Here is a 19,308-nt window from a genome sequence, read left to right on the forward strand (position 1 = left end):
CGCCACAAAGGAGATAAAGGATTAAGGCGGTTATTGAGTTTTTAATCACTAACTATTGAGAAAAACATGAATAAAAATATTAAAGGACTAGCGAAAGGATTTACCCTTGGAGCAATCAGCGTTGCAGTTTTAGCATCAATCAACACCAGCGTAGCAGCAGAAGCCACCTTTAACGGCCCCGGCGATATCAAACCGGCGGTAGTCAATGAACGTTATGTGGTTACTTTCAAAAATACCGCCACTATTATGTCCGGCGGTAAAATGTCTGCAGCCGGGGCAAAAAGCTTAATGGAAAGCTATGGTGCAAAAACCGTACGTACCTTAGACAGGATCAATGGTGTCGCCATTGAAATGAATCAATCGGCTGTCGCTAATTTATTAAATAACGATCAAATTGAAATGGTGGAAGTGGATCAGCCCCGCTACATCCTCGATACCCCTCGTGTATTGGCCGAGTCCACCCCATACGGCATTACTATGGTACAGGCAGATCAGGTTAGCGATGCTGCCACGGGCAGTCAAAAAGTGTGTATCGTCGATACCGGTTATGATCTCGGCCATGAAGACTTAATCAGTTCGGGTGTCACCGGGGACGATAATGACGGTAACGGCAACGATACCGGCAACTGGCATAACGACGGTCATGGCCACGGCAGCCATGTTGCCGGTACCATTGCCGCATTAGGCGGCAATAATACCGGTGTGGTCGGTGTTAACCCTAGCGGTCAGCTGGGCCTGCATATTGTTAAAGTCTTTAATGACTCCGGCAACTGGGCTTATGGCTCTGATTTGATCGCTGCGATTTCACAATGTGAAGCCGCCGGCGCCAGTGTTATCAGCATGAGTTTAGGCGGCGGCGCCAGCATGAACTCTGAAGCCAATGCCTTTCAATCGGCACTGAATAACGGCGTTTTATCCATCGCCGCTGCCGGTAACGACGGTAACAGCACTATGTCATACCCGGCCTCTTATGACGCGGTCATGTCGGTCGCTGCCGTTGACAGCAGTGAAAACAAAGCTTCATTCTCACAATACAACAGCCAGGTAGAAATTGCCGCCCCGGGTGTGAGCGTCAACTCTACCCTGCCGGGCGACACTTATGCCAGCTGGAGCGGTACTTCCATGGCAACACCGCATGTTTCCGGTGTCGCGGCATTAGTATGGAGTCACCACCCTAGCTGTACCGCAGCACAAATTCGTAATGCCCTGAATATGACGGCGAAAGACAAAGGCGCTTCCGGACGCGATACCAGTTATGGTTACGGTATTGTCCAGGCCAAAGCCGCTGTCGATGCCATCAGTGCAGAAGGTTGTGATGTCGGTGGTCCTATCGTTGAGCCGCCAGACGGCGATGGCGAAACCCATGAGAACCTGTCTAGGAATACCGGCTGGAAGCGTTTCTCCTTTGATATGCCGGCAGGCGTAAGTTCATTAACGGTAACCATTTCAGGCGGTACTGGCGATGCTGATTTGTATGTCAACGAAGGCAGCAGACCTACCACTTCCCGCTGGGATTGTCGTCCGTATGAATACGGTAATGACGAGGTGTGTACTTTCTCCAACCCGGGAGCAGGTACCTGGCATATCGGTGTCAGAGCCTATTCAGCCTATAGCGGTGTAACCTTAAGCTGGAATTATCAATAACAGCTTACACGGTTTAACAACGCCAATAGTATACTGGCAATGATGAGGCAGCCCTGAGTGATCGGGGCTGCCTTTTTTACGGTTTATTTCAGGACTTGCTTACCTTTACCCCTGACTAAGTTCCTGACTGTTAGCCCCCTGCCTTAATAAAGGCAAAACACCCAAAAACCTTACCGCCTTACACAGATAAACAAGCCTGCACATTTACCAGTGAATACCAGCTGCAAACAATGCTTGTGGATAACAATTATTTACAGCTCAGAACCCGCAAGCGATAAAAACCAGACAAGTTATTGAAAGTTGGCTGAAATATAGCTTTGCTTTTTCTTAAAAAATCACTACTTTTTACCAACTGAAAATTATTTTTATGCTTTTTTATGAAAATAATTCTTATGCTTTCAAGCTGAATAAATCTGCGCCAAACAAAAGATATAAGCAATTAAAAACAATAACTTAATAACTTCTCTTACAGTACCACTATGTAACAAATTTGTTTAACTTGTGAACACCAAGTTCGAAAATAGTAAAAATAATTTGATCTTCTCATTTTCTCGACTACCTTTTTTAATTACTAAGTGATTTTAGAACAGCTATTACGCAATTAAGCGTGCGCCTGAGTGCAACAAGCCAGTACTTAGTTTATATCGGTGTGAGTAATGAAATAGGAGCCAGATCAACAGGCTCACACAATAATAACTTATTCAACCTGATATCGCTGTAGCCGCCCTTCATGGAGATAAAGGACTAAGGCAGCTACTCATTTACTAATTATTACGAGTTGAGAGAATGATGAACAAGCATATTAAAGGACTAGCAAAAGGATTTACCTTAGGAGCAGTAGCCATTGCCGTTTTAGGATCCATTAACGGCACTGTCGCAGCCGAGGCCACATTTAACGGCCCGGGCGACATTAAGCAAACGGTAATCAATAACCGTTATGTGGTCACCTTCAAAAATACCGCCAGCGTAATGTCTGACGGTAAGGTATCCCCAGCTGCAGTAATGAGTTTAATGCAAACTTATGGCGCAAAAACCATACGCACCTTAGACCGTATCAATGGTGTTGCCATTGAAATCAATCCTTCCGATGTCGCCAATTTATTAAATAACGACCAGGTTGAGATGGTAGAAGTGGATCAGCCACGTTATCTACTTGATGATGTCAACATCATGGCAGAGTCTACTCCGTACGGCATTACTATGGTACAGGCAGATCAGGTCAGCGATGCTGCCGCAGCCAACCAGAAAGTGTGTATCGTTGATACCGGCTATAACCGCAACCATGAAGATTTAAGAAGTTCAAACGTGACCGGTGACGACAACGACGGCAACGGTAACGATACCGGAAACTGGTATGACGACGGCCATGGTCACGGTAGCCACGTTGCCGGGACTATTGCCGCGTTAGGCGGCAACGGTGTTGGCGTAGTTGGCGTTAACCCAAGCGGTGATGTCGGCTTACATATTGTCAAGGTCTTTAACAATTCCGGCAACTGGGCTTACGGCTCTGACTTAATCGCTGCCATTTCACAATGTGAAGCCGCTGGTGCCAGCGTTATCAGCATGAGTTTAGGTGGCGGCGCCAGCATGACTTCTGAGTCGAATGCTTTTGCCTCGGCCCTTAATAACGGCGTATTATCTATCGCCGCCGCCGGTAACGACGGTAACAGCACTAAGTCTTACCCGGCTTCCTATGATTCTGTTATGTCAGTTGGCGCCGTCGACAGCAGTGAAAATATTGCTTCATTTTCACAATACAACAACCAGGTAGAAATCTCTGCACCGGGTGTGGCTGTCAACTCCACTATTACCGGCAACGGCTATGCCAGCTGGAGCGGTACTTCCATGGCAACACCGCACGTTTCAGGTGTCGCCGCCCTGGTATGGAGTAACCACCCTACCTGTACTGCATCTCAAATTCGTGATGCTTTAAATAACACCGCCAAAGACAAAGGTTCTTCCGGCCGCGATAACTATTACGGCTACGGTATTGTTCAAGCCAAAGCTGCACACGATGCACTGACCAACGACGGCTGTGGTACTACTCCTCCTCCACCACCACCTCCGGGTGATCTGGAAGGCAGTATCTCAGGTATTGGTGAGAGCAGAAATAACTGGTTCCGTCACAGCATCGACGTGCCGGCAGGCATCAGCTCTATGACCATCAAGATTTCCGGCGGCAGCGGTGATGCCGATCTTTATGTAAAAGAAGGCAGCGAGCCGACTTCCGGCTGGTTTGGTAGCTACGATTGTCGTCCTTACCTCAATGGTAATGATGAGGTTTGTACCTTCTCTAATCCGGGTGCAGGTACCTGGCATATCGGCATTAAGGCCTACTCGACCTTTAGCGGTGTAACTTTAGATTGGACAGGTAACTAAGCACTATCGCGTAACAGGCTAAACATTCAAGGAATGACAGTTAAGCCTGGATATAACAATAGACTGAAATTACAGCAGTCAAAGCCCTGACTTCCCTCAGGGCTTTTCTATATAAAAGAAAGAATTTAGCCACTTTTCCAACAAAAACAACACCGAGCCAGGGAAATCCCCCAAACACAATTGAACCTATCATGGCTTAAGAACTAAGCCAGGAGGCTTGGCACATAAAGCCTGTGATCTGTCACCGTTACACTTGGGCAAAATACCAGTAACCGGCATTAACCTGTTCGGTGAGAAAATCTATAAAAGCGCTGTTTTCACGCCAGGGAGCCAACTGCTGCGGTGATAAAGTCACCTGATCACAAAGCAGCTTAACCATCGGCGCTATGGTGACATCAAACAAAATTGGCTCGCCATTGATATAACATATGCCGCGGTTTAGGATATCGCTGAAATAAAAAGCCCTTAAGCCTCCTAATCTTTGCAAACTATAGCCCCCTTGCTGCACCGGATCAGCACCCGCAACTAAAATCTGGGCGACATCTCCCTGGGTATAACCGCCAAGTTCTTCTTCACAGCGATCCAGCTCATGTTTTGCCTGGCTAAGATGACCGCCGATAAAGTCGCGCATCAAAGCTTCATCCGCCAATACATGAGTAAACTGCTCTTTGATTAAATCTAAATCCGCATCATTGATCTCTCCCGGCGCTTCACAAAATGACCGCCCGGCATCTTCAATCAGCTCATTGGCGCTATCCTGATCGATTAAATGATCCGCCAGGGCACTAAATAAGCTTACCCGGGATTGGGTGCGAAAACCGACGGAAAAACTTAAAGAAGTCTCCAGCGTAATGCCTTCATGGGGAAAGCCCGGGGGAATATATAAAATATCTCCGGGGTTAAGCTCAACATCAATGATGGCCTCGAAGGGATCGACATGCAACAAGGCTTCATGGGCGGCAAACTCCCTGTGATTCCCCCTGTCCCCCACCCGCCAGTGGCGCTTACCTGAGCCCTGGCAAATAAAGACATCATAAAGATCGATATGAGGGCCAACACCGCCGCCCGGGGTGGCAAAGCTCACCATAAGATCGTCCAGGCGCCAGTTGGGAATAAAGCGGAACGGCTCAATCAGCGCTGCCGCCGGCTCGCAAAAATGATCCACCGCCTGTACCACCAGTGACCAGTTTTTCTCTCCTAAATGCTCAAATGACTGAAACGGACCAAATTCCGCCTGCCATTGCCCGTCAACCAGGGAGATCAGACGCGACTCAACCTGATCCATGGTGGCCAAGCCCGCCAGTTCATCCGCCGATAAAGGATCCTGGAAATCGCTAAACCCCCGGGTAATGACCACAGGTTTTTTTTGCCAGTAATCTCTCAGGAATTCTTTCTTGGTGAGATCTGATAATTGTAATTGATACATAATAACCCCTGTTAACGCTTTAACCTTTACCTGCTCCCGGGCTAACGCTTGATCTCATTCCAGTCGATAACCGCCTGAGGTATGCCGTTTCTTGCCTTGATATATAAATTCAATAAACTGATCTCGCGGCATTGATACTGCTCTTCCAGGCTGGCGGGCACTTCAATGAGTTTAATACCGCTATTTTCATCGGCGCAGGCGCTGAAATAATCCCTGAACTCGGCTACGGTAGTACAACGCTTGCCTTCTCCGCCATAGGCTTTGACCAGGCTGATAACATCAAAAGTTTTATCCGAACAGTGATAAATTTCAGCATCGCTGTTTTTGCCTAAATGAAAAATATCATTGCGCATATAAATGATAATGACGCTTAAATCATCCCGTAAAAAATGAATTAAATCATTTAATTGAAAGTTGAAACCTCCGTCGCCGGTGATCACCACAGCAACATCATTCTCGGGTGCAGCTTTTCCCTGCCCCAGCTGCTGCAACTGCTTACAGGCCGCCCGGGCATAAGGCAAACTGGTGCCCATGGCCGCATACCAGGGATTGGTTAACCAGCTGCGGCCAAGCGAAGACATCCGGGTTTTCAGGCTATAGGAGGCAAAATAAGAGTTACCGATTTCAGGAAAGTAAACATAGGCCCTTTGATCCAGGCTTTGCAGGCTGTTGAGCACCCGGGTTAAATTATGAAAATCGATTTTTTCGTCGGCAAATAACTCACCGCCGGTAGTCTTTGGCGGGGTAAAATTAAACACCGGGATATCAGCGGTTAATAACTGCTCAAAAATACCGATCAGATCTTTCTCCAGCTGCGAAGTGCCTTTTAAAATGGTTTTATTCTCAAAGTCATTCAGCAAATGGGTGCCGGTATCAAAAGCGGTATTGGTATCTAACTGATAGATACTGGTGGCCACTTCCAGGACATAATCCACTTCATTTTCAATATAGTTGCGGACCTGCTCATCGGTAAATACCCCGTTGTAAGCACCGAGGCTCAGGGGCTCAAACTCATCCAATACCCCTTTGGCAAACCAGGTGGTGGTATAGGGAATCTGATACTGATGGCAAAAGCGTTTGACCACGGCCAGCAACTCCTTATTGAGCTTGGCTTTTTCTCCCAAATACAATAGAGGCTTGTTTGCCGCCAGTAATTTCTCTACGACTTGCCGGGCCACCTGGGAGATGCCTTTGAGCAAAAACACTTCCTGCGGCAACTGACACAGGGAGGGAGGAAATTCTATTGCCTGGGTTTTATCCGCCACCAGGTCCCGGGGCACTTCGATAAAAACCGGCTCTTTATTTAAATAGGCATGGGCCACCAGACGGAAAAAGTGCTCGCCGGCAACATTTGGCTGCCCCGGATTTCGCTGGCCCTGCAAACGCTCCGAGCGAATACCCAGCGCCTTAAACGACTCTAATGCCGCATCATATTCAGAGCGCCAGGTGGAGCAGGAACTAACGGTGTGGTGCAGCGCCATATGGTTGATTTCACTTTCTCCCGGGGCGCCGGAAATAAAAATCACCGGTAGTTTTTCCGTTAATGCCAGCGCCGCCGCCGAGACACAGGGTAAACTGCCCACGGTATAGGTGGTCAGGCACACACCCAAACCTTCGACTTCTGCCTGGCCGCAAGCGGTAAAGCCGGCATGCATTTCATTACTTGACGGGCAAATGTCCAGCTCATCTTCAAAAGCGGTGATCAAGTTAGCGGCAAAATCTCCCCCGACACCATAGATACGCCGGCTACCGAAAAAACGCAGGGTTTGTGCCATCAGCTGGCCTAAAGACGGCAGGCTGGCGGTATATTCAGCGCCAAAGTTTTCGATATAGTGATTAATTTTTTCTTTCATAACATTTACCTAATGACTTAATCTGCTTTATTAACAACACGCCTGTGTATAAGCGCCTGAACGGCTGTTTTTTTTAATTGCTTCAGGCTATCGACATACCCGGAATTTGGTGCCAGTAGCCGTTACACTCCGTAGTAGAAACCAATGCTTTATGCTGCGGCGTCTGTAGTTGCGCCTTAAAGTTATTCAGTTGCATAAAGGCGGCATCGCTATCGGCGCTGATACGGGCAATATCTACCCCCATGGCTTTCATTTGCGGCACTTCATTAACCAAGTTGTATTGATAACCCGACATGGTCTGTATACCGTTAAGCACAAATACCCGCTCCCCTTCCCGGCTGTTCATTTTCCGTCCCTGGGGATAATTGATGCAGCAGTACTGGCAGTCGTCTTTAGGTCTGTCTTCAGAGCGGGCGGTAAAACAACGGGCAGAATAGGCCAACGGCAGATAGCCCCAGGAAAAAACTTCACATTCAAACTGATGGCGGATATTTTCCTGCTCCGCCTCCTGCAACAGTTGCCGCAGCCAGTCGCCGGAAAGCTCTACCGGCATCACCCAACGCACCAGGCCCTGCTTTAAAAATACTTTCAAGGTGGCCAGGTTGTAGCAGTTAATGGCGGGGCCGAGCACAAAAGGTAGTTTCAGCTCGTGCATCATCTGCACCGCGCTGAGATCATTGGCTTCCACCAATAAATCGCCGTTGTCGCACAAACGGCGCATTACCTGGATTTCCGCCGGAGACTCCAGCAAGGTCATGGTGGAAACCACAATCTGTTTATCGGTATTGCTGCTTAGCTGCCGCGCCAGCTCAAGCCAGTCTTTCGCCCGTAGTTCCCGGCGCTTGGAGCAGACGGTTTCACCTAAATAAATAATGTCGGCGCTGCTGTCACTCGCCCTTTGGTAATAATCATGTACTTCTTGCTTAGGCCAAAAAAACAAACTGGGGCCAAGGGAAAATTTCATTTGTTCGTTCTCTCTTTTTTCAAAGGGATAAATAAATAGCACTTAATAAAAGCTGGCATCTGCTGTCGTGGATAATATTACTGCCACTTCCTGTGGTAAGCCCCTAAGGTGGTTTGCGCCCCTTCGGATAAATTAGCCAGGGTCTGCATCCAGCTTTGCTCCAGGGTGAAATCCTGTGGTGTCTGCTGATATCTGTCCAAGGCCGCGCGCCAGGTTTTCGCCACCTGCTCGACATAAGCCGGGCTGCGCTGGCGCCCTTCAATTTTTACCGACACTATCCCCATCGCTGCCAGCTCAGGAATAAGCTCCAGGGTATTTAAGCTGGTGGGCTCTTCCAGGGCATGATAGACATTGTCTTCCACTTCAAAGCGCCCTTTACATAAGGTCGGGTATCCGGCGTGTTCATCGCGCTTGTAGCGGTCAATCAAAACATTGTTTAACCGGCTTTCCAGACCTTCCTCGGTTTCCTGCCAGCGCACATATTTCGCGGGAGAACAGGCGCCTACGGTATTGGGGGATTCACCTGTCATATAAGAAGAGAGGTAGCAGCGCCCTTCCGCCATAATACATAAGCTGCCAAAGGCAAAAACTTCCAATGCCACCGGCGAGCTTTTCGCCAATTGCCGTACCTGCTGCACCGATAAAACCCGCGGTAATACTACCCGGCTGACGCCAAAGTTATTATGGTAAAACTTGATGGCTTCAAGATTAGTGGTACTGGCCTGTACCGATACATGGCGCTCAACATCCGGATATTTCTCTGCCGCATAGGCCATGACCCCGATATCGGCAATGATCAGGGCATCTGTCCCCATGGCCACCGCCTTATCCACCGCCTTTCGCCAGCGCTGCTCACCATCAGGGTGAGCAAAGGTATTAATGGCGACATGTAATTTCTTGCCATGCTGGTGAACATAATCCGCGGCTTTATCCAGCTTGGTTTCGTTAAAATTTAAACCGGCAAAGTGTCGGGCATTGGTATCATCTTTTAAGCCGATATAGACCGCATCGGCGCCGTTATTAATGGCGGTTTTCAGCGCAGGTAGGTTACCTGCCGGGCACAAGAGTTCCATAACTATTTATTTAGATATCAGGATTCAAGATAAAATGTAGAGCTATAGTAGAAGCATCCCAAGGGTACTTTTTTGATTTAAAATAACTTCTGATGCTTTATTGAGAATATTTGATTTTGTCAACAAACCCGGCCAGCACTGTACATTGGCCTTTACGTGACAGCAAAGAATTTACTTGTTGGGGCAATGGCAAACATCAGCCAAATAATGTATCGGCTAATAAAGTTTCACCTTAGCTTAAGCCTGCTCTTGCCGTTAGAACAAAAAGTTGATCTGTGCCACAAAATCCGCTTTCACTTTATGTTACCGTGCCAGGCACGCAATTTTTAACGGCATTTTTCAACAACGGTATTATTTCATGTTACCCATTCCATCGGTTATAACCGGTAAGGCAAACGAATTTTCTTGCCATCTGACTTCAAGCTTAAACAAAAAGCTACCGCAGCAATTACTTAAATTTGCTCCCGGCCTGATTGCCAGAGCAAACCACTTACCCCTTAGCATCAGATCCGGTGTTATCAAGGCCATACCTAAAGTCATTACCCCGACCTTTGCCCTGTTGCCTTTTAGCGCGCAACAAAAACTGTTATTACCGGTATTAACCTCGGTATTTAAGGAAGCACTGGAAGATGGTGATTTTGAGTTTTTACAAGATAAATGGCTGCGGATCAGTATTACCGACCTCAACATCCACTGGTGGTTAAGCTACGATCAAGACAAACTTATCATGGCACCGGCTAAGACATTCTCAAAAAAAGCTACACCCGCTTTACAACAAAAGGAAGACGTCAGTTTCAGCGGCAGTGGCGATGATTTATTGCTGATTGCCGGACGCAAACAAGATCCCGATACCCTGTTCTTTCAGCGCCGGTTAAAAATTGAAGGGGATACCGAATTAGGGCTTGAGCTTAAAAACCTGATAGATGCCATAGATCTCGACCACCTCCCCGGCGAGGTGCATAACCTGGTGGCAGCCTCCGCCGAATTACTGCAACAGACAAAAGCCGAGTTGGCGGCTGACAACGCTTAAAATATCCTTTAAAAGTAACCCCTTAAAATAAATAACAGCCTGTTTTAGCGGACTGGATTCATCTTAACCCGGTCCTTTAAGGGGGTTGAATTACATAAAAAGTATATATTTTAATCCAAAGATAAATAAATGTTACCGGGAAGAGACAATTCACTCTCGTCTCTCTAGACCTCAATTGCAATAAAGTATATCCTCTATCTTTAAAGCTCAGTTTTTGCAATAAATTAATCAGGGAAGGCAAAATGGCTTTCATCTTAAATCACAATACACAGTCACTTTGTTATTTATACGGCCACCATAGCTTTGGCCGCCTGGCCTATTCAGTAAATACCCTGGTTTCCAATGCCGCGGTATCAAAAATTCATGCCATCATTGAATGGGAAAACGACGCCTGGTTTATACGTGATTTAAGCAGCAACGGGACCTGGTTAAATAACCGCAGGTTACCTGAAAATACCAAAGCGCAGCTGAAACTTAATGATGATATCTACTTTGCCGGGCTAAAGGATATTCGCTTTACCGTCAAAGACTTGTCTGGCCCATGTGATTTACTTATTCCCCTGAACCTGGAAAATGATCCCGAGTTGTTGAAAGCCAACTCACGGCAGTTAGGCGCTTTTAGCTTGTCCCATTATCATTTACTGCCTTCCGAGCAAAACCCTGAAATTGTCCTCTACCTGAATCGCTTTAGCGGCCTGTGGAGTGTCGAATACCTCAACCAGGAAAGTAATGAAACCAAGGCAGGCGAAGAAAATGCGCTGACCGACAGGGAGAAACTTTCCCTGGGACAGTCAGTACATAATCCCCAACGTCCGCATGTGGTGAATGAGCACGATATTATTTCATTTGCAGGACAAGAATGGCGACTGCACCTGAGCCACCTGGAAACCTCAACGGAATTACTCAGCAACAGCGAAGAAAAAATTAATCAGCTCAGTTTTACCTTTAACCTGACCCTGGATGAAGAAGAAACCCAGGTGAAAATGCATCATCAGGGAAAAACTACAGATTTTCAGGTACGTAGCCATCATTATTTAACCCTGAACCTTGCCCGGTACCGGGTGGCCGATGCCCAAAAAGGTTTAGAGCCGGCGTTGCAAGGCTGGGTTTATCCCGAGCAGTTAGCCAAAGATATCGGTTTAAGTATCAGTCATTTGAACATTCAAATACACAGGGCACGTAAACAATTTGTTGACGCCTTAACCAATATCAGTGATGCTGAGGACTTGATCCAGCGCCAGTCGGGAAAAATCCGTTTTGGCGGCTCAGTGTTTACTATTTATAAAGGTCAGCATTTAGAAGCAACATTAAGCCATGAGATGGCGGAACAAGCGGTAAAAAAAAACTAGCTGATACTCAAGCCCCGCTCCTGCGGGACGAAAATAACAACAATATGGTAGCGAATTTTGTCGAAAACTAATCCCTTATCCAGTGATAAGTTAACTACAAACAAGGAGGACCTAAAGCAAGGTAATGCGCTCTTGTCTAATGATGAGCCTAATGAAGAGTCTAACGAAAAGCCTGAGGGTGAGATGCAACAAGCACCTCAATCAGCGACTGTTCAAGAACCAACAATCATAACAAACTCAGAAAATTATCAGGTTAAACAAAAAATAGGTCAAGGTGGTATGGGCCAGGTTTATCTGGCATTAGATACCCGGTTACAGCGCACCGTAGCCATTAAAGTATTAACCCCGCTGGGACAGAACTTATCTTCTGATGAGACCTCTGTTGATAAAATTGACTGCCAAGAAAGCCATTTTCAGCAAGCGCTGGCAGAAGCCAGGTTGCTGGCAAAGTTAAATCATCCCAATATCGTACAGATTTATGATGTCATCGTCTCCAAAAAACAAAGAAGTGAAAGCGCCAATCCGGTAAATGATAATCAGCAGCAAATCGCTCTGGTGATGGAATATCTCAGCGGTAAAACTTTGCAGCAATTTCAACATCAGCATGTCACCACCTTAATCCAGAAGCTGCAGATAATCAGACAAATAGCTTTAGGGCTAGCCGCCGCTCATGATAACGGTATAGTCCATTGCGACTTAAAAGCATCGAACATTTTGATCGACATAGACAATAAACCCGGCAGTGGCAATCAAGGCTATCACCCACACGGGCAAATGGCGGATCAAATGTCGGCCCAGGTCAAAATTATCGATTTCGGTATTGCCCAGGCAAGTCACAATGGCAGTGAACAGCGAAACGAACAAGAAGTATCACCAAACAGCAAGACCTCCGACAGCAACAGTGCTTATGGCAGCTGGACTTCTATGTCGCCTGAGCAGTTATCTTCGAATAACAACGAACAAACAATAGATTTTCGCACCGACTTATTTTCCTTAGGCATTATCGCCTTTAATTTGATCGCCGGTCGCCACCCTTTTGCTACAAGTTACGGTACTGACTCGGCCCAACAGATTGCCCAGGCAATCCTTGATGATAAACCCGGCGATGCCAAAGACATTATTCCCCAGTTGCCGCTGCCTTTAGCCCATTTATTAAATCAGTTATTGGCCCATCAGCCGCAAAACAGACCGACAAGCAGCCATAAGGTGGCAGAGCGTTTACAACAGATCATTGTTGCCCTAACCCAGCAGGAAATACTGGCCGAGCAGACCTTGCCGGTAGGTGAAGATGGGGCGATATTACAGCCGGAAAAAGCCAAGATAGAAAGCGCTGCTATAAATGAAAAAAATGAACAGCAAGAAAAAAAGCCAAACAAGTTCACAGTAATGACCGCTGCTTGCATTATTTTACTGGTAACACTCACTAGCTTGTTTTATCAGGATATTTTTATTCCCAATACACCTAAGGTGCGGCATATTGCAGTTTTACCACCAACCCTAAGTACAGATAGTAAAATAGCTGATATCCAAAGAGACTTAGTGGTGGCTACCATAGACGATGCCATCCGCCAAAGTATTATTAATACCAAACACTTAAGATTAATTTCCCGTACTGAAATTTCTGCCGTTTCAGATGATAGTTCAGAGATAAACATCAATGCTATAGGTAACGCTACGGGTGCCACAGATATAATCACAACTGAACTTAGTTGTAATAATATTCGCTGTAACGTCATCTTATCACGTTTATCTTCAGTGGAAGAAGCAAGTAAACAAGAAAATAAAGATGGTAACAAGAAGTGGACTGTATTCGCTCAAAAAAACTGGCCCACTCAAGTAGACGGTTTTAACGAAATATTTAATACAAGCCAAGCCAATATCAGCGCACTTTATCCTGATTATGCCGAAACCTATATAAACTCATCACCAATTAATGAACAAGATTATCTTGAATACATTGAACTCTATGCAAAAGTAATAATTAACGGAGAAAACAATAATGAAAACCTCAACCAATTAAGAGCAGTATTGAGCCGCTCACCTTATTTATATGCTGGTTACAGTTTATTTCGTGAAGCAGCGCTGAATTTATTTAACGAGACTAAAGATCCCGATTATCCGCAGCAACTAGAACAGCTCATACAAAGTGCACCACCTGAATATAAATATAGTGTTTTTCAATCTATTGATGTTTTTTACCTCTCACTAGCATTAAATCAAATAGACAGCGCCCAAAAACAACTTAACATAGCAATACAACGTGGCGTTGACAGTTCAACATTAACCGAATTAAAAGCTGTTTTAACCCTTACCAACAATGAATTAACATTGGCGGTTAGCCACTATCAAACAGCGTTGGCATTACGTCCCAGTACCAAATTATTCTATAATTTGGCTCTAAGCTATTACTGGTTAGGAGATTTTGCTAACGCGAAGCAAAGCCTTCAGAAATTATTGAGCATTACACCAAAAATGTATTCCGCCAACCAGTTATTGGCAACCATCTATTTATTAGAGGGCAAACTCAATTTAGCCATCACCACCTATGAACAAGTGGTGAAAGTAAACCCACAAAGCAATGATTTAGATAATTTAGGTATAGCCTATTCTCTAGCTGGAAGGTACCAGGATGCACTGATTACAGCAAGATTGGCAGTAGAAAAAAGCCCTAATCATCCGACAAAAATTCTAAACCTCGCCGATGCGGAAATGATATTAGGATTAACCGAGCAGGCTCGGCTGCATTACCAACAAGTCATCGACTTGCATGCAAATGAAGATAACCTTGTAACCCAAATGGAACTTGCCCAGGCCTATGTCCATCTTGGTAATAATAGCGCCGCAATTAAATCACTTAATAGTGCAAAAAAACTCGCACCTAATAACGGTGAAGTCGCTTTTGCTGCCGCCCTGGTATATACCCAAGCGGGAGAAAGGTTATCAGCACTAAGTCAAGTAGAAGAAGCCCTAGCCACGGATATAGGTGTCGCCTGGTTTAATCTCCCCTGGTTTGATACTTTATGTAGCAGCAAGCAATTTAACCAGTTATTGGCTAAGGCCGGCAACCCGCAAAGGTGCCAACCTTAATAGCGTAAAAAATTACCCCATAGGACGACCAACGCTAACTTTAGGATCTTGAGAATAATAAACCGGTGCCGGTAGCTGACCCACACCAATTTCATAGCAGGTAGCAAGATAACGGAAAGCAATATCATTATCAAAAGCTTCATCTTTGACATGATCAATGGTCATAATCAACTGGTTACCGTTCTCTGTAACCACAGTTTCTACACGAAAATCATTATGATCATTTTCATGGCAATAAATCACCCCTTTCCCATGAAAACGCCAGTCTCCCTGGTTTTCAGCATCATCTTCATCCATTTCAGCAATCAGAATAATACGCTGCAGCGCCTGTAGTTGCAGTTCAATAGGGTCGGTGGTTTTATTTTGATGTGACAGAAATTCAACCCGAAAGCCACCGGGAGTATCAACATATTCATCACCTTTTAAAATCTTGGTGATCCAAGGCTTAGTTTTACTCGGCTTTACCTTGAAATAGCAGACAGCTGTGGAAATAGTAGCGTCATAGTCATGTCTTACCGGTGCAGGCACGGTAATAAGCACTTCATCTTTATTAACTTTAATGTTGGCTTGTTTTTCTTCAACACTCATTATGTTTTCCCTAGTTTATATATTTTATAATGGTTTTATATTAACGGCTTGTTTATTAAAAACTTTATCTTATAAGCCCGATTAACCCAAAAATTATAGCCCTTAATTGGAGCAAGGTTAACGTTAAATTCCGTTTTTTAACTCCAAAATCCATCTAAATCACAACTAAAACAAACTTTAATCAAAACCGGTTCAAATAAAAAACCAAATGCCCGCCATGCCTCTTAGTCACCTCCCGGAAATGCCAAAAAAACTCAACTTTTTCTACAGTTATTGTTTGAAAACAAACTTTTGTGGATCACAGTGGAACGTTAAAAAAATTAAGACTATGTTATAGCTTATGGATGGCGACTTTTAGGATAAACAAATTGACTGAAGTGACAATGAACGAGCTGATGAAGAGCTTACAACGAGAGCACAAGGGTCATAAGCAGCTGTTAACCCTGCTTGAGGGAAAGCTTGCGCGCTTAAAACAAAATATCCCGCTGGACTTTAATCTGCTCAGCGATGCTGTAGATTATATTGAAAATTATGCCGGTCGCTATCATCATCCTAAAGAAGACATCATTTACCACTATATGGTGGATAACCAACTCGACCCTCATAAAGACTTTGCCAAAATCATCGAGGAACATCACAAGTTAGAGCAAATTACCACTCAGCTGAAAACCTCCCTGCAGGGGATATTATTGGATGCAATCACCTCTACCAGCCGCTTTGTGATTGAGCTGGAAGAGTTTATTCAGATACATCAGCAACACCTGCACAAAGAAGATACCGTGATCTTTCCGCAAATAGAACACAAGCTAACAGAAGATGACTGGCAAAAAATATTGCCCAAAATCCCCAACCAAGAAGATGACCCACTATTCGGTACTAAAGTGCAGGCCGAATATCTGGAGTTATATCACAGACTCACCGAAGGCTAGTCTTACTTTCACGATTAAAAATATCATCCCACGCATCATTAATGCCCTGAAGCTGAGTTTCGGGGCCGGTTCTTTGTCTGTTTCTAAATCCATTTTTTTGCGCTATACCTAAAGTTATTGTCTGCCAGCTAATCAGGTCAAAAGGATATGACTTCTAGCCGAAAAACTCACCTCAACCATTTGATAATACTCTGCTTATTATTTAGCAAATCCGGACTTGCCCTAGAGCAGGAAATCCATGGCTTACTGGAGCTTAGATATACCATCACCGACGGTATCGACAGCTACTTAACCGGAGACTACGGCAAATTTCAGTTTCCCGACGGCAATCGCTTTTCCCTGTCACAAGCCACCATCAATTATCAATTGCACTGGCAAGATAAATTCAGCCTGCACCTGATCGCCAGCGGCTTTGCTAACGGCGTAAAAAACAACCTGGGATTTACTGAGTCTTACTTTCAATATAAACAACTGCCCTCGGACGCCGGCTACCGCTTTACCCTGCGCGGCGGCCTTATGTACCCTAAGGTCTCTATGACCAATAAACTCAGCGGCTGGGCATCTCCCTATACCCTGAGCTACTCCACCCTTAATGCCTGGCTCGGTGAAGAGTTGCGGCACAGGGGAGTGGATTTCACCCTAACGCGTCTGGGGCGCTTTTCCGACAGCGAACATGATTTTGAACTCACCGTGACAGGTTTTCAGGGAAATGACCCCGCAGGTGCTGTGCTCGCCTGGCATGGCTGGGCCATGAGCAGCCGGCAAACCCTACCTTACGAAACCCAGGCCTTGCCGAATTCCCATATCGGTTTTGTACCGGAAAATTCCGATATGTTTTTAGAGCTGGACCACCGTATTGGTTTTCAAATCAGCAGCCAATGGACCTGGCACAGACACGGCCGGATATTGCTGGGCTATTATGATAACCAGGCAGATCCCAAGGTGGTAAAAAACATCCAATGGGCCTGGCGCACCAAGTTTAGCCATTTAGGCATAAAATGGCAGCTGGCACAGGGAGTCGAACTTATCAGCCAATATTTAAGGGGAAATACCCTGATGCAGACCACCTCAGGCAGCGCAGATTTAGTCAACAATGACTATGACAGCGGTTTTGTCATGCTGTCGAAAAAAATGAACCGTCACAGGCTCAGCACCCGATTAGAAGCCTTTTCCGTTTCCGATAAAGACAGCCTTACCTTTGATGATAATAACGAGCATGGCAAAGCTTTTACCCTGAACTACAGCTACCGCCTGCATAAGCAGGTATTCCTGCAAACAGAATTTAACTGGCTCGACAGTCACAGGCCCTCAAGGGCCGGTAAGGGGCATAACGAAAATCTGATAGAGCGCCAGCTACAGTTTGCCGCACGCTACTTTTTTTAATTACCGGATCTTTTTAAGCATTTTATCAGGCGAGAGTATTAAACACCTTAGTAATAAAACACCTGCTTTGGCATCACCGGCTTTTACTTTCCCCGGGCTGAATCAATATGGCAATTTGTTTTTTCACCTTGCTCAAGCCCGGATCGATCGCTAAAGCACGCCGATAATATTCCAGTGCTTTGTCTTTATTTCCCAGCGTTTGCCATATCTCAGCCAGCCTGCGCCAGCTATGGGCAGACTCGGGAAAGTTCTCCGTCAACATTTCAAATGCCGGTATTGACGCTTTTACCCCGGCGCCATACCTGACGGCATAAGCCCGGTTGACGATAAAGTTTTCAATGGCAGAGCTATCGCCGGCAAACGCTTTGCTTATACGCTTAAATAAAGCTTGCCGATTGGCCTTTTCTCCATTTAAAACCTCTGTCATAAAGTGCTCGGTAAGCTCGGCCTGTCTAAATACTTCCGGGTCAATTATCGACATCAGGCTATCGGCTAAAATATCGGTCCAGACACTATAGGCGCTGCCATTGGTCATATACACTAAGGTATAGCTGTCGCCTGCCCCGGGCTCTTCTTTAAAATAATGGCGAAGTTTAACCCGGTTGCCGCCGTCGTGACCGACTTGCTGATAACCGTCCCTGAGCGCATATTCAAAACCAAAAGCATAACGGCCACTCTGCCCGTTAACCAAGGGCATCGGTTGCCACATTTGTTTCAGGCTTTCTTGGGAGACAAACTTTTGTGAAACCAGTGCGGTCATAAAAGTCGCCAACTCCCGGGGCGTGGAATAAAGGCCCGAGTGGGCATAACTGTATTCAGACCAGTCAATCTCCTTATTTTTGCGTATCTGCCCTGCCATGCCCTGATAATTAGTCACCATATTGTCAATAACGGCAAGCGCACTGGCATGCCCGGTGCTTTTCAGCTTTAACGGCTGAACAATCTTGCTATCCACCAGTTCCAGATAAGATTTTCCCGTTTTCGCCTCTAAAATTGCCGAGAGAATAAGAAAGTTGGTATTGTTATACTTATTCATCGTACCGATTTCAAAGTGCGCTTCGGCATCGGCTAATGATGAAAACACGGCTTTTTTATCGGCCCAAAAACGCCCCGTTTCCATTACGGTGTCGAAATAGCGGGGAATGCCCGAGGTATGATTTAGGGCATGCTCAACCGTGACTTGTTGCCAGTGCAGAGGAAGATAAGGCAGATAATGGCGTATCGATTTTTTCACATCGACACTGCCCTCTTCAACCAACTGCATCATCAGCACACTGGTAAAGAGCTTAGTTACCGAGTAGGCGGAGAAAATATGATGTTCAGCCACAGGCACGGCTAATGCCAGGTTTGCAACCCCTTGTTGCCCCTGATAGATAACCTGATTATTTTTAAGCAATAACACCGATTGCCCGGCGATGCCATAACGCTGACTGTTTTTAATCAGCTGCTGATCAAGTTGGCCATGTAGTGACGGGCTGATGTTCTCTTTTGCATTTAATGAAAACAGGCCGGTGAAATAAATAAGTAAAAATAAAGAAATTAAGCGCATTTATCTTCCAGAGATATGTTAATTATTCTTATGCTCAATTTCCGTTAGCTTATT

The 19,308-nt window shown here is 45.6% G+C and carries 13 protein-coding genes; 7 read left to right on the forward strand and 6 right to left on the reverse strand.

Annotation, left to right across the window (positions count from 1 at the left end):
- Positions 1–66 precede the first annotated feature (66 nt).
- Both QL234_RS16690 and QL234_RS16695 read left to right on the forward strand, forming a co-directional pair.
- Positions 67–1,644, forward strand: a complete 1,578-nt coding sequence (locus QL234_RS16690) for a S8 family serine peptidase (RefSeq protein WP_281558952.1) — start codon at positions 67–69, stop codon at positions 1,642–1,644.
- A gap of 786 nt (positions 1,645–2,430) precedes the next feature.
- Positions 2,431–4,023 (forward strand): S8 family serine peptidase, encoded by a 1,593-nt coding sequence (locus tag QL234_RS16695; protein ID WP_281558953.1) that lies wholly within the window; start codon positions 2,431–2,433, stop codon positions 4,021–4,023.
- 247 nt (positions 4,024–4,270) lie between these two features.
- Here QL234_RS16695 and QL234_RS16700 read toward each other — a convergent pair whose 3' ends face one another.
- The 4 genes from QL234_RS16700 to QL234_RS16715 all read right to left on the reverse strand — a co-directional run bounded on the left by QL234_RS16700 (position 4,271) and on the right by QL234_RS16715 (position 9,339).
- Positions 4,271–5,449 carry a cupin domain-containing protein gene (locus tag QL234_RS16700; RefSeq protein ID WP_281558954.1) on the reverse strand — a complete coding sequence of 393 codons (1,179 nt, stop codon included), beginning with the start codon at positions 5,447–5,449 and terminating at the stop codon, positions 4,271–4,273.
- A 41-nt stretch (positions 5,450–5,490) separates the two neighbouring features.
- Positions 5,491–7,302 (reverse strand): thiamine pyrophosphate-dependent enzyme, encoded by a 1,812-nt coding sequence (locus QL234_RS16705; RefSeq protein WP_281558955.1) that lies wholly within the window; start codon positions 7,300–7,302, stop codon positions 5,491–5,493.
- Between the two features lie 82 nt (positions 7,303–7,384).
- The gene (locus tag QL234_RS16710) at positions 7,385–8,266 is read right to left on the reverse strand and encodes a U32 family peptidase (RefSeq protein WP_281558956.1); all 882 of its coding nucleotides are present in this window, start codon (positions 8,264–8,266) and stop codon (positions 7,385–7,387) included.
- Between the two features lie 77 nt (positions 8,267–8,343).
- Complete coding sequence (locus QL234_RS16715) at positions 8,344–9,339, reverse strand: peptidase U32 family protein (protein WP_281558957.1); 996 nt, start codon at positions 9,337–9,339, stop codon at positions 8,344–8,346.
- A gap of 358 nt (positions 9,340–9,697) precedes the next feature.
- On the opposite strand from QL234_RS16715, the gene QL234_RS16720 reads away from it, so the two are divergent.
- From QL234_RS16720 to QL234_RS16730, 3 genes are all read left to right on the forward strand, one after another.
- Positions 9,698–10,369, forward strand: coding sequence for an SCP2 sterol-binding domain-containing protein (locus tag QL234_RS16720; RefSeq protein WP_281558958.1), 672 nt, complete (start codon positions 9,698–9,700; stop codon positions 10,367–10,369).
- A 242-nt stretch (positions 10,370–10,611) separates the two neighbouring features.
- Complete coding sequence (locus tag QL234_RS16725) at positions 10,612–11,718, forward strand: FHA domain-containing protein (protein WP_281558959.1); 1,107 nt, start codon at positions 10,612–10,614, stop codon at positions 11,716–11,718.
- Positions 11,719–11,850: 132 nt separating this feature from the next.
- On the forward strand, positions 11,851–14,805 hold the full coding sequence (locus QL234_RS16730) for a serine/threonine-protein kinase (protein ID WP_281558960.1): 2,955 nt from the start codon (positions 11,851–11,853) through the stop codon (positions 14,803–14,805).
- A gap of 12 nt (positions 14,806–14,817) precedes the next feature.
- Here the strand turns inward: QL234_RS16730 and QL234_RS16735 are convergent, their stop codons facing one another.
- Positions 14,818–15,393 carry a hypothetical protein gene (locus QL234_RS16735; protein ID WP_281558961.1) on the reverse strand — a complete coding sequence of 192 codons (576 nt, stop codon included), beginning with the start codon at positions 15,391–15,393 and terminating at the stop codon, positions 14,818–14,820.
- Positions 15,394–15,770: 377 nt separating this feature from the next.
- On the opposite strand from QL234_RS16735, the gene QL234_RS16740 reads away from it, so the two are divergent.
- A complete protein-coding gene (locus tag QL234_RS16740; protein ID WP_281559015.1) occupies positions 15,771–16,322 on the forward strand; it encodes a hemerythrin domain-containing protein in 552 nt (183 codons plus the stop codon).
- Between the two features lie 147 nt (positions 16,323–16,469).
- Positions 16,470–17,705 carry a hypothetical protein gene (locus tag QL234_RS16745; protein ID WP_281558962.1) on the forward strand — a complete coding sequence of 412 codons (1,236 nt, stop codon included), beginning with the start codon at positions 16,470–16,472 and terminating at the stop codon, positions 17,703–17,705.
- A gap of 73 nt (positions 17,706–17,778) precedes the next feature.
- Here the strand turns inward: QL234_RS16745 and QL234_RS16750 are convergent, their stop codons facing one another.
- On the reverse strand, positions 17,779–19,254 hold the full coding sequence (locus QL234_RS16750) for a serine hydrolase (protein WP_281558963.1): 1,476 nt from the start codon (positions 19,252–19,254) through the stop codon (positions 17,779–17,781).
- Positions 19,255–19,308 lie beyond the last annotated feature (54 nt).

Source organism: Thalassomonas sp. RHCl1 (assembly GCF_947387555.1).
In the GTDB taxonomy this organism is placed as follows: Bacteria; Pseudomonadota; Gammaproteobacteria; order Enterobacterales; family Alteromonadaceae; genus Thalassomonas.